Annotated in this window: 12 protein-coding genes; 9 read left to right on the plus strand and 3 right to left on the minus strand. The window is 45.3% G+C overall.

Annotated elements, in window-relative coordinates:
* Nucleotides 1-52 precede the first annotated feature (52 nt).
* The 5 genes from L3V36_RS20510 to L3V36_RS20530 all read left to right on the plus strand — a co-directional run bounded on the left by L3V36_RS20510 (nucleotide 53) and on the right by L3V36_RS20530 (nucleotide 4788).
* Nucleotides 53-934: an ABC transporter permease subunit gene (locus L3V36_RS20510; protein ID WP_029222195.1), complete on the plus strand. Its 882-nt coding sequence runs from the start codon at nucleotides 53-55 to the stop codon at nucleotides 932-934.
* 38 nt (nucleotides 935-972) lie between these two features.
* The gene (gene ugpE, locus L3V36_RS20515) at nucleotides 973-1815 is read left to right on the plus strand and encodes a sn-glycerol-3-phosphate ABC transporter permease UgpE (RefSeq protein ID WP_012601047.1); all 843 of its coding nucleotides are present in this window, start codon (nucleotides 973-975) and stop codon (nucleotides 1813-1815) included.
* Nucleotides 1805-3115 (plus strand): sn-glycerol-3-phosphate import ATP-binding protein UgpC, encoded by a 1311-nt coding sequence (locus L3V36_RS20520; protein ID WP_208775383.1) that lies wholly within the window; start codon nucleotides 1805-1807, stop codon nucleotides 3113-3115. The genes ugpE and L3V36_RS20520 overlap by 11 nt, the downstream gene beginning before the upstream one ends.
* Before the next feature lie 56 nt (nucleotides 3116-3171).
* The gene (locus L3V36_RS20525) at nucleotides 3172-3891 is read left to right on the plus strand and encodes a glycerophosphodiester phosphodiesterase family protein (protein ID WP_102482074.1); all 720 of its coding nucleotides are present in this window, start codon (nucleotides 3172-3174) and stop codon (nucleotides 3889-3891) included.
* A gap of 159 nt (nucleotides 3892-4050) precedes the next feature.
* Nucleotides 4051-4788: a sulfite exporter TauE/SafE family protein gene (locus L3V36_RS20530; protein ID WP_102488376.1), complete on the plus strand. Its 738-nt coding sequence runs from the start codon at nucleotides 4051-4053 to the stop codon at nucleotides 4786-4788.
* A gap of 78 nt (nucleotides 4789-4866) precedes the next feature.
* Here L3V36_RS20530 and L3V36_RS20535 read toward each other — a convergent pair whose 3' ends face one another.
* Together L3V36_RS20535 and L3V36_RS20540 are read right to left on the minus strand one after the other, a co-directional pair.
* Nucleotides 4867-5646 (minus strand): L,D-transpeptidase family protein, encoded by a 780-nt coding sequence (locus tag L3V36_RS20535; RefSeq protein WP_102446940.1) that lies wholly within the window; start codon nucleotides 5644-5646, stop codon nucleotides 4867-4869.
* 2 nt (nucleotides 5647-5648) lie between these two features.
* On the minus strand, nucleotides 5649-6131 hold the full coding sequence (locus tag L3V36_RS20540; RefSeq protein WP_004733067.1) for a GNAT family N-acetyltransferase: 483 nt from the start codon (nucleotides 6129-6131) through the stop codon (nucleotides 5649-5651).
* A 209-nt stretch (nucleotides 6132-6340) separates the two neighbouring features.
* Here L3V36_RS20540 and L3V36_RS20545 point away from each other — a divergent pair, with 209 nt between their 5' ends.
* The 3 genes from L3V36_RS20545 to grxB all read left to right on the plus strand — a co-directional run bounded on the left by L3V36_RS20545 (nucleotide 6341) and on the right by grxB (nucleotide 8626).
* Nucleotides 6341-7321 carry a Gfo/Idh/MocA family oxidoreductase gene (locus tag L3V36_RS20545; RefSeq protein ID WP_102446939.1) on the plus strand — a complete coding sequence of 327 codons (981 nt, stop codon included), beginning with the start codon at nucleotides 6341-6343 and terminating at the stop codon, nucleotides 7319-7321.
* A gap of 164 nt (nucleotides 7322-7485) precedes the next feature.
* A complete protein-coding gene (locus L3V36_RS20550; protein ID WP_004733064.1) occupies nucleotides 7486-7644 on the plus strand; it encodes a hypothetical protein in 159 nt (52 codons plus the stop codon).
* A 349-nt stretch (nucleotides 7645-7993) separates the two neighbouring features.
* Nucleotides 7994-8626, plus strand: coding sequence for a glutaredoxin 2 (grxB, locus tag L3V36_RS20555; RefSeq protein WP_102446938.1), 633 nt, complete (start codon nucleotides 7994-7996; stop codon nucleotides 8624-8626).
* A gap of 118 nt (nucleotides 8627-8744) precedes the next feature.
* On the opposite strand, the gene L3V36_RS20560 is transcribed toward grxB, so the two are convergent.
* Entirely contained in the window at nucleotides 8745-9578 is an 834-nt protein-coding gene (locus L3V36_RS20560) for a pyruvate, water dikinase regulatory protein (protein ID WP_017069200.1), read from the minus strand.
* A 178-nt stretch (nucleotides 9579-9756) separates the two neighbouring features.
* Between L3V36_RS20560 and ppsA the strand changes: the two genes are divergently transcribed.
* The gene (gene ppsA, locus L3V36_RS20565) at nucleotides 9757-12129 is read left to right on the plus strand and encodes a phosphoenolpyruvate synthase (protein WP_017086817.1); all 2373 of its coding nucleotides are present in this window, start codon (nucleotides 9757-9759) and stop codon (nucleotides 12127-12129) included.
* Nucleotides 12130-12315 lie beyond the last annotated feature (186 nt).

The raw sequence follows: 12315 nt of genomic DNA on the forward strand, positions 1-12315 counted from the left end.
AACGGTCACTAATCTAATAGTGGCCAGTGTAACTATTTTTAGGGATTACCCTGTGGAACGACGTCAGCAATTCTTTCACTCTCCGCTGCCTTACCTATTTTTGGCGCCTCAGATCCTCATCATTGCCGTTTTCTTTATCTACCCAGCAGCAAAGGCGGTTTATCTTTCATTTATGCTGGAAGACCCTTGGGGAACCTCATCTATATTCGTCTGGTTTGAGAATTACCAAATGCTATTCGAATCGAGCGAGTACCTGAACTCGATTGGCTTTACTTTGATGTTCGCGATTGTGGTCTCTTTCTTATCACTTGCCTTGGCTTTGCTGCTTGCCGTGAAAGCCGACAACATCATTCACGGACAAGGCGTATACAAAGTCACACTCACTTGGGTTTATGCGGTTGCACCCGCGATAGCAGGCGTTATCGGCGCTTTCTTGTTTAACCCGCACATTGGTGTATTTACCGAGTTATTTGCCGTTGTGGGTTGGGACTTCAGCTTCCAAACCGACCCTGTTGATGCCACGTTTGCTCTGATTTTGGTGTCCGTGTGGAAACAGGTTTCGGTGAATTTCATCTACTTTCTGGCGGGACTTCAATCGATCTCTTACGCCGTAAAAGAAGCAGCGATGCTGGATTGTATCAGTGACTCGAAACGTTTCTGGACCATCACTTTCCCACTACTCGCGCCAACTGGATTTTTCCTACTGGTCATCAACCTCACCTACTCGTTCTTTGAAACCTTTGGCGTAATCGACACCATGACCAATGGCGGCCCGGGTGGCGGCACAACGTCGTTGGTGTACAAGGTGTATCGAGACGGGTTTGTTGGCGCAGATTTAGGCGGCAGCTCCGCACAATCTGTTGTGCTGTTATTGCTGGTCCTCACTCTTACATTTATCCAGTTTCGCGTTGTAGAAAAGCGAGTCCATTACTAGCCCATCCCCGCTAGGATTTAACGCGATAGGAGTTATTTATGAAAAGTAATAAGGTCTCTGACCACCTAATTTTAATTGCTGGGATGCTGTTTATGTTGGTCCCTATCTGGCTAATCTTCGCCAGTTCAACCCATAATCCAAACACCATTGTCAGCGAAGGTCTGCAATGGCTACCGGGCGATAATTTTACGGCTATTTATAGCGAAGCTTGGAACAAAAGTATGGGCTTCAGTGGCGAAGTCACCGCCAGTAAAATGATCGCCAACTCAATGATCATGGGGCTAGGTTTTGCGATCGGTAAGATCATCATTTCGATGATGGCGGCGTATGCTTTGGTCTACTTTCGACTGCCTTATGCTACAGCTTGGTTTTGGTTGATCTTCGTGACGCTGCTACTGCCATTAGAAGTTCGTATTATCCCTTCCTATGAAGTTGTCGCAGGGCTTGGGCTTCTTAATAGCTACACAGGATTGATTCTACCTTTGATCGCATCAGCCACCGCGACCTTCTTTTTTAGACAGTTCTTCAAAACCATCCCCGATGAATTGTTAGAAGCCGCACAGTTAGATAACGCAGGTCCATTTCGATTCTTTGTCGATATCTTGCTGCCTCTATCTAAAACCATGATCGCAGCGATTTTCATCATCATGTTTGTGGTGGGTTGGAACCAATACTTATGGCCGATCATGATGACTACCGATGAAGGCTACAACACCATCGTGATGGGCATAAAACAAGTACTCAACAATATCAATGAAACCAGTTTACCGCGCTATGACTATGCTTTCGCCATGGTGATTTTAGCCATGTTGCCACCCGTTTTAGTGGTGGTTGTATTTCAGCGTTGGTTTGTAAAAGGGCTAGTAGAAAGTGAAAAATAATAACGACACAACTCAAATGAACAATAACCGCATTCAATCTCTCAATGAGTACAAGACATCTCACCTGCCTTCTCACCAAGCTATCCACAAAAATACAGAGGACACCCCGATGCCAAACCTAAAGCAGACGCTAGCGCACAACCAAGCCACTCACAATCGTACGCGTAAAGCTCCCACCATGTTGGGTATCAAAAACTTGGTCAAGACGTATGAAAACGGCCATCAAGCCGTCAAAGGGGTCTCTCTTGATATCGATGAGGGTGAGTTCCTTGTTTTGGTGGGGCCTTCTGGTTGTGGCAAGTCTTCTATTTTGCGTTCCATTGCGGGTTTAGAAAGCATCTCTGGCGGTGAGATACACTTGGGTGGTCGTCGGGTTGATACAGAGAAACCTGCCCTGCGTGATATCGCGATGGTCTTCCAGAATTACGCGCTCTACCCTCACATGACGGTGTATAAAAACCTCGCTTATGGCTTAAAGAACCGAGGTGTCAGTCAGCACCTTATTGAAGATAAAATTGAGAAAGTCGCCAAAACGCTGAAGATCGAAGAATACCTAGACCGCAAGCCAGCCAAACTTTCTGGTGGTCAACGTCAACGTGTTGCTATGGGGCGAGCAATCGTTCGCGATCCACAACTGTTCCTGTTTGACGAACCTCTGTCTAACCTAGATGCCTCACTGCGTGCCCACATGAGGTTAGAAATCAAAAAGCTACAGCGTGAGCTTGGCGTGACCAGTGTTTACGTCACTCATGATCAAGTTGAAGCCATGACACTGGCTGATAGAATCGTGGTACTCAACAAAGGCCAGATAGAGCAAGTCGGGACGCCAAGAGAGGTCTACCACCAGCCAGCCAGTACCTTTGTGGCAAGCTTCATTGGCAGCCCTGCGATGAATTTCTTACCAGCAACACTCGACGACGGCTACCTTGAGATTGGCGACCAGCAAATGTACTTGCCCGAATACGCCCACGTAAAAAATAAAGCCATCACACTTGGTATTCGCCCAGAACACTCTGAGGTTTGTGCCGACTTAGTCATGAACGCGCTGCCGCTTGAATTACGCATCAGTGTGGTTGAGCCTTTAGGGCCAAATCAATTGGTTCATGGCCTTGTGAACGAACAACCCTTTATTGCAGTAACACCCGAAACGACGCTGTGCCAAGCCGTCCCTCTCGGGCTAAGCATCGATAAATCCAACCTGCATATTTTTGACAATCTTGGCAAACGCATTCACCCAAATAACTTCACATCACAGGAGTCACACGAAGATGCGACAAGCTTAACGACGGCTCTAGCTTAATCGAGTACACTGATATTTAATGCGTTTTTACGGTGCGTCTTTAAGAAGGATTAATTATGTCGTCTATCATCGTAGGTCATCGGGGTGTCGCAGGTACTCACCCAGAAAATACCAAAGCAAGCATTGAACAAGCGGCTAAACTCGGCTTGAAATGGATTGAAGTTGATATTCAGCCCACTCAGGATGACCAACTTGTCGTTTGTCACGATCACACACTAGAGCGTTGTAGTGATGGTAAAGGCCGTGTTGATGAACACACCCTTGCTGAACTGCGTCAGCTCGATTTTGGCAGTTGGAAGTCTGAGCAGTTCGCTGGAGAAAAAATACTGACGTTGGAGGAGTTACTCACACTTGTTGAGCAGCATGATCTTAGCGTCAACCTCGAAATCAAAGTCGACAGCCGACATCAAGCCCCTTATGTCGTTGATTTGCTGCACGACGAGTTGATTCGCTCAAATCTAGACACCGATAAGGTCTTACTTTCGAGCTTCAGTCATAAGGTGGTTGCTGAAATGGCTCGTCATTTACCGAGATATCGAGTGGGCGTAATCACAGAGCAACTGACTCAAAATGATCTTATGCTCATCAATGAGGTCAAAGCGTTCAGCTGTCACATGAACTATGAACACGTTGATCAGAGCGATCTTGACACTCTCAACGAAGCGAACATTCAAGCATGGTGCTACACCGTCAATGATCCGTCTCGCTTCAAATTTCTCTCAAAAGTAGATGCTGTATTTACTGATTTTCCGAATCAATTTAACCCTATAAATTGACCTCGTAAATACCGAAAAAGTACCCCCCGAGAGACTTTAAAATTAACCCTGAAAAACCTGAAAATTAGGTAGCAAACACAAGTGAGTAGGAGTACATTCCGCTACTCACTTGGTTTCACTAGCTCGCCTTATTAGACAGCTTCATTGGTTACTTAATTTATGGATCTCATTTTTAGTCCAACCTTCCCAATTTTGGGTGCAATCTTCATTTTCGCCGCTATTGTTCGTGGCTTCTCAGGTTTTGGTTTCACCTTAGTGGCATTGCCATTAAGTGCGTTATTCATGCCTGTTATCGAACTGGTTCCTGTTTTCATGCTGATCGACCTGTTAGGCAATATCCAATTGCTGCCGAAGGTTAAACATCACGTAAATTGGCGATGGGTTTCAAAGGTATTTATCCCTTGTTTGGCCTTCACGCCCGTCGGCTTGCTGTTGCTCAAATCCGTTAGCCAAGACACGATCATCTTGATCATCAGTGCCTTCATTTTTGCGTCAGCAATCATGATCTACAAAGGGTTCCAATACAAGAGCGAACCTAGATTTGCTCCCTATATTCTAGGCAGCCTTGCGGGGGTAATGAATGGAGCAGCTTCAATGTCTGGCCCTCCGGTTGGCACGCATGCATTGGCAAGTCCTGTCGCACCACACATTGCAAGAGCAGGCCTGATTGCGTTCTTTGTACTAGCTGATTCCAGCGCCTTTGTTACGGCCTCTATCGCAGGGTTAGTCGATCGTGATGTGGTCTGGCTTACTCTAGCACTCTTACCAAGCAGCATGTTTGGCGGCTATGTCGGTTCAAAATTGTTTGAGAGGTTTGGTGGAGCGAAGTTCAAGCCAGTCACGATTGCATTGCTTATCGTGATTGCGATATTCAGTGCTGGTCGAGTCTTACTGTAACTGGCTCTAGCGCTGATTTCGGCAATTGTTTTTGAGAGTTGTTTTCGAGAATTGTTCAGGGAAATTGGGTACCGATAGCTACCATTCAATATGGATAGGGGTACCCATTTTTACGAGTTGAATGAACTCATCCATATCTTGATTGGTTAACGCAATACAACCATCCGTCCAATCGAAGCTTTGTATAAAACTAGGTGAACGACGCTCACCATTCTTGATTCCGTGGATCTTGATATTGCCCCCAGGATCAACATCATTTTTTTGTGCCCACTGCATATCTGATGATCGTGGGTAGTTGATATGCACCGAGCGGTAGAAGTCTGACTCTTCCATAACATAGTCGAGCTGGTATTGCCCTTCTGGCGTTCGGTTGTCCCCTTCAAAACGCTTATGCCCTTTCGGTTGTTTACCTAGCGCAATACGAAACTCCTGAACCACTTCCTCCCCTTTGAGCAGATACATTCTACGTTTAGATTTGTCGACTTTAACTAAGGTGACCACTTGCAATAACGGGTCTATGCCAGAAGACGCGTCAGGTAGAGTGTAAAACTCTTGAGAGGAACTTTGAGGTTGGCCTAATGAAGAGCTTTGAGAGGGATCTAGTGAAGAACGTTGAGAAAGCTGGGCGACCTTTTGTTGAGAGTCCCCTTCAACAGCATCATCCATAACAATGACATGCTTTGAATTCGAGGTGACCGATGACGTAGGTGTTCGATTAGAATGGGAAGGTGCTGACTCAAATACAATGGTTTCGATAGCGGTCGCATCAGACACAATTTTTTCGACGACGAGCTTCTCCGCATAAGCGAGCGAAGTAAAAAAGAGTAAGCACAACGATAAAGGCCAAATCAAACGCACCCTTAAATCTCCTCAAAACGCATGGACATGGTTCGAGATTGAGTTTCCATCCCTAACGACTCATAAAAACCCTGAGCTTGTTGGTTGAACTCCATCACTTCTAACCTAAGCTCGATAGCACCGCTCGCTTGAGCCCACTGATTGAATGACTTCATTAAAGCTCGACCGACACCTTGGCTTTGAACTTGATCGTTAACCACAATCGTATTCACTCTTGCCACCTTATGCGGCTGAATAAAGCTCACCCCCTTGTTCTGTGTCACCTTCCCGGCTAAGAAGCCGACCACTTGTTGCTCATCAACAGCAACGAAGAAAGCCCCTACAGGATCGATCATCAACCCTAACCAGTACTCTTCACTGTCAGTAAAACCCAACGAAGGTGGCGCAAATACCATTGGGGCACCAAGATGATGTTGACGATTTATCTGCTCTGAGAGCTCTAAGATCGAGCTTATATCAGTGACCTTGGCAGTCCGGATTTGCATATCATTACCTTATTTGAATTCACTAATACCTTAGCAAAAATGACTTGGTTGTGCACCGTTGTACTGGTCAACCCAGACGTTCTGTGAAGGCTGATTATTAATATTAGGCACTATGTTTAGGGAAATTGTTCCGTAAATCTCAGGCACATTGCCAGCCGTTGAGTGCTACTATCTCTGCAGAATCAATACACTAACTATTGGACACCTATATGATTAAGTTTGCTGTAATTGGAACGAATTGGATTACACAAAAGTTTGTTCAAGCTGCTCACGAATCTCAATCGATGCAACTTGCAGCGGTTTACTCTCGAAATCTAGACAGTGCGGCACAGTTCGCCCAAGAGTTTGACGTTGAAACGACGTATAACTCACTCGACGCATTGGCCAATGACAAAACGGTTGAAGCCGTATACATCGCTTCACCGAATTCACTCCATTGCGAACAGTCCATCTTCATGATGGAGCACGGCAAACATGTCATCTGTGAAAAGCCTGTCGCATCGAATATTGATGAAGCAACCCGAATGTTTGAGGTCGCTCAGAAGAACGGTGTGGTGATGTTTGAGGCGTACAAATCTCAGTTTCTGCCGAACTTTAAGCAAATTCAACTTGGTTTAGAAAAGATTGGCAAGGTACATAAGGCACACATCAACTACTGCCAGTATTCATCGCGCTACCAAAAATACCTAAATGGCGAGAACCCAAACACCTTCAACCCAGCTTTTTCTAACGGCTCATTGGTCGATATTGGCTTCTACTGTGTTGCCGCGACAGTCGCGTTATTTGGCAAACCTGAAAATGCACAGGCTTCTGCAAAGCTGCTTGATTCTGGCGTGGACGCACATGGCTGTGCGATCTTCCAATACCCTGAGTTTGATGTGACCCTTGCGCACTCCAAAGTCAGTGATTCTTATACGCCAAGTGAGATCCAAGGTGAACTAGGAGCGATCATCATCGATCACATCGCTGAATGTACTGACATTAAGATCCGCTACCGAGATGGTAATGTTGAGAGCCTAACCCAAGCGCAAAGCGAAAATTCAATGTGTTACGAGGCGCAAGCCTTTGCTAGTTGCATTGCTGGAGACAACACAACACAAACGCAAGCCCAACAGCGCGCTTTAACGGTTGCTAAGTTAATTACAGAGATGCGCCAACAAGTTGGTGTCGTTTATCCGGCAGACAAATAACATCGCTGAATGATTTAACAAACTGATTTTTAAGAAATACTGTTTTATGCATAACTAAATTTAATCTTTACGACAAATAACCGGATTAGTTGATTGGGGTGCCATCTGTTTAAATCCGCGTTCGATATCTATCGTATTTATTTAATTTATTGAAGGTGTGTAAAGTGTTTTCAGTTGACGATCGCGTTGTAGCAACAAAAGGTGTTGAGCTTGGTGAAATGGTAGTGACTGGCCTAAGTGCTGGTGGTGGCTACGTTCACGTTACAACGGTAGAAGGCGCAATGACGCTTACTTACCCAGCACAAGACCTTAAAAAAGCATAGTTTAACCACTCTGCTCTTTTAGTAGTCACTCTGCTAAAGGTAACAACATTGAGGCTTTGGCTGACTTCACTCTTCTGCATTAGAGTGAGCCGCCAGAGCCTTTTTTGTGCCCGTTATTTCTCACTAGCCTCCCATTAGTCTACGCATTGCAGTAAAGCCGAATCCAACAGACAATAGAATTAATGAAAGAGTATTTATACCAAGCACTTATTGTGTGTTGTTGATGCTTGCTGTTTATCAATACTTAGCGTTGATTAGTACTTAGCGTTTATTCACGCTTAATGTTCGTAATACTTTCTGATATATTAGCATTAACTTATATTTATAATATCCTGAACTAAGGGAAGCTATGAAGCTTTACATTTACGACCACTGCCCTTTCTGTGCAAGAGTTGCCTACATCGCTCAATCTTTAGGCTTGAACATCGAACTTGTTTCTGTGGATTATGATGATGCTCAAACCCTTATCGATCTGATCGGTAAGAAGATGGTGCCAGTCCTACAAAAAAACGACGGTTCGATTATGGCTGAAAGCCTAGACATCATTGTTTACTTCATGGATTTGAAATCAAGTGACGAGCAACGTGAGCCATCTGAGCAGGCTGCTCTTTTTCAAAGCCGCGCTTTCCCTCTTACTCAACAGATCGGACGCCCACGTTGGTGGAACCTCGACTTGGCTGAATATCGCTCTGCTGGAGCCAAAGAGGCTTGGCGTGCAAGTAAAGAGACCGAAGGTTTTAACTTTGAAGAGCTCTTAGAAAAGACCCCACAATACGTTCAACTGATTAACCCATTACTGAAAGATGCAGAGCTTCTATTGAATCTAGAGAATGGTGAATCATCGCTACCTTTAGTTGATCAAGCACTCTATTTCTCAATGCTTCGTGGCTTCTGTGTTGAACCAAGCATCACATGGCCACCAGCACTTGAGCGTTGGTTAGAAAAACAGAGTCAAACGTTAGACATCAAGCTTCTTCGCTAATTTCCTAATTTCCTAAGTCGTTAGTCGTTAGTCGTTAGCAACGAGCCTAAACGAAAAATCGAAGCTCCCCGAACCATTGTTCGTACGAGCTTCTATTTTTATGACTCAATTGTCTTTTCTACAACAAGCGCCTTCTCAACCCTGTTCGCTCCAAAATTCGCGTTGAAATTTCTTCAACCGATAACGAAGACGTGTTGATGTAAGGTATCGCTTCTCGGCGAAACATCGACTCTACCGTTTGCAACTCATACAAGCATTGCGAATCACTCGCGTATTCACTGCCGGCTAAACGGTTCTCTCGGATTTCAGTCAACCTTTCCGCATCAATGGTTAAACCAAACAGCTTGTGTCGGTAGATCTCAAATTCGGGTAACAGCTTCAAGCGCGCCAAGTCATCATGAATGAACGGATAGTTCGCTACGCGCAAGCCAAACTGCATCGCCATATACAAACTTGTCGGTGTCTTACCGCTTCGAGACACACCCAATAGGATGATATCCGCCTCTTCAAGCCCTTTCAGCGTGATGCCATCATCATGAGCCAACGTGTATTCAATCGCAGCAATACGGTCGAAGTACTTCACTGAATCTTTATTAACACTACGAGAGCGCTGCAGCTTAGGCACCGGGGCCATCTGGGTATCGTCTTGCACTTTCTGCACAATACTCTCTAGCACGTCATAACAATGCGCTGGTGCCTCCAAGAGCTTCTGCTTGATGTCTGGAATCACAATCGAAAAAAAGACTAACGGGTGGTTGCCCGTATCACGATACGAAATTTCGATCTCTTTTAATAAATCAGAAAGTTTGTCCTCACTTTCGACAAACGGGAAGGTTTTTTCATTGGCTTCGAATGGGAATTGACCTAGAACAACATGCCCTAAAGTCTCACATGTTATGGCCGTTCCATCAGAAACATAGAATACATCACGACTTTGGATATCAATTTGCATTTTTTATTTAATGTTTAAAATTATTTTGAGTAGGATGGGAACCATAATATATATAACGAAACCCTGCTGACTATTACGTCCCCCACAGCTTTAGAAAATAATTTACATTTTTTTAAACTGATACGTAATCGTTTGCCTTTAAATCCCTACAATGCTTGCTATGTTTCTGGAGAAATAAATGCAAAATAACACCCTATGGTTCAATGGCCTTTCCATGGAAGATGTCGACAAAGTCGGCGGTAAGAATGCTTCACTTGGCGAGATGGTTTCTAACCTAGCCAACGCTGGCGTATCAGTACCTAATGGTTTTGCTACCACATCTTATGCGTTTAATAACTTTCTTGACTACAAAGGTCTTGATGAACGCATTCACCAACTCCTTGATGAACTTGATGTTGAAGACGTTGACGCACTGCGTAAGACAGGTGCAACGATTCGACAATGGGTTCTAGACGCACCCTTCCCAGAATCACTAGAGCAAGATATCCGTGATAACTACCGCGAACTGATTGAAGGCAACGAAGAATTGTCTGTTGCGGTTCGTTCATCGGCAACAGCTGAAGACCTTCCAGATGCTTCTTTTGCAGGCCAACAAGAAACCTTCCTTAACGTGAAAGGGATCGATGCGGTTATCGAAGCGACTAAACACGTGTTCGCTTCTCTGTTTAACGACCGTGCTATCTCTTACCGAGTACACCAAGGCTTTGATCACCGTGGCATTTCATTGTCAGCGGGCATCCAGCGTATGGTTCGCTCAGACAAAGCTTCTTCAGGTGTGATGTTCACGCTTGATACTGAGTCAGGTTTCGACCAAGTGGTATTCATCACCTCTTCTTGGGGTCTAGGTGAAATGGTTGTACAAGGCGCTGTGAACCCAGACGAGTTCTACGTTCACAAGCCAATGCTAGAAGCGGGTCACTACCCCGTTGTTAAAAAGACATTTGGTTCTAAGTTGATCAAGATGATCTACTCAACCAACCAAGAGATCGGCAAGCAAGTTGATATCATCGACACAGATACTCAAGAGCGTAACGAGTTCTCATTGAACGATGAAGAGATCAAAGAACTAGCAAAGCAAGCGATGATCATCGAGAAGCACTACCAACGTCCGATGGACATTGAGTGGGCAAAAGATGGCATCGACGGCAAGCTTTACATCGTTCAAGCGCGTCCTGAAACAGTATGTTCTCAGAGCGACCAAAACGTTATCGAGCGTTACGAGCTAAACAACAAGGCGGATGTCTTGGTTGAAGGCCGCGCTATCGGGCAGCGTATCGGCTCTGGCCCTGTTCGCTTAGTTGATTCTCTAGACCAAATGTCACTGGTTCAAGAAGGCGACGTACTGGTAACCGACATGACAGACCCAGACTGGGAACCTGTGATGAAGAAAGCGTCTGCGATTGTGACTAATCGTGGCGGCCGTACCTGTCACGCTGCAATCATTGCGCGTGAGCTCGGCATTCCTGCCATTGTAGGCTGTGGTACCGCGACAAGTAGCCTAAATGATGGCGACATCGTAACAGTGTCATGTTCAGAAGGTGAAACGGGCTACGTTTACAACGGCGAACTCGATTTTGAAATCAAACGTTCTGAGGTTGATGAGCTACCAATGCTGCCAACCAAAGTCATGATGAACGTAGGTAACCCAGATCGTGCCTTCGACTTCGCTCAAATCCCGAACGAAGGGGTTGGCCTTGCTCGTCTTGAATTCATCATCAACAAGATGATCGGTATTCACCCTAAAGCTCTGCTGAACTTCGATGAGCAAACGGATGAGATCAAAGCAGAAATCAACCAACGCATCCGTGGCTACAAAGATCCTATCGATTTCTACGTAAGCAAGCTAACAGAAGGCATTGCGACCATCGCTTCTGCATTCTGGCCTAAGCGTGTGATCGTACGTATGTCTGACTTCAAGTCGAACGAGTACAGCAACCTTGTTGGCGGTAAAACGTTTGAACCACATGAAGAGAACCCAATGCTGGGCTTCCGTGGTGCATCTCGTTACATCTCTCCAGTATTTGAAGACTGTTTCGAGCTTGAAACTCAAGCACTAAAACGTGTTCGTAACGAGATGGGACTAAAGAACGTTGAAATCATGATCCCATTCGTTCGTACTCCAAGCGAAGCGGCATCGGTTATCGATATTCTGGCTAAGTTTAACCTACGTCGTGGCGACCAAGGTCTGAAAGTCATCATGATGTGTGAGCTACCATCGAATGCGATATTGGCTGATGAGTTCTTGAAGTACTTCGATGGTTTCTCTATCGGTTCAAACGACATGACACAGCTGACACTTGGCCTAGACCGAGATTCAGGCGATGTTGCGCACTTATTTGACGAGCGTAATCCTGCAGTTAAAGCGATGCTGAAAATGGCTATCGATGCAGCGGCGAAAGCGGGTAAGTACGTAGGTATTTGTGGCCAAGGCCCATCTGACCATGACGACCTAGCCGAGTGGTTAATGGAGCAAGGCATCAGCTCTGTTTCACTAAACCCAGATACGGTTATCGACACGTGGTTGAAGCTTGGTAACGTTGCGAATAAGTAACGCTTAGCCACTCAAATAGAAACACCGAAAAGTAGAGTCAACAAAGCCAGTCATTGCGACTTAATGCCGATCGTTTAAGAAGACTTGAACGATCTTGCAGTTAGCAGATAATCCCCATCAACAACGTTGATGGGGATTTTTTTATGCTTGAACAAGAATTAGCAATGGCACACGAGACCATTGAAG

Source organism: Vibrio sp. G-C-1 (assembly GCF_021728015.1).
Taxonomy (GTDB): Bacteria; Pseudomonadota; Gammaproteobacteria; order Enterobacterales; family Vibrionaceae; genus Vibrio; species Vibrio splendidus.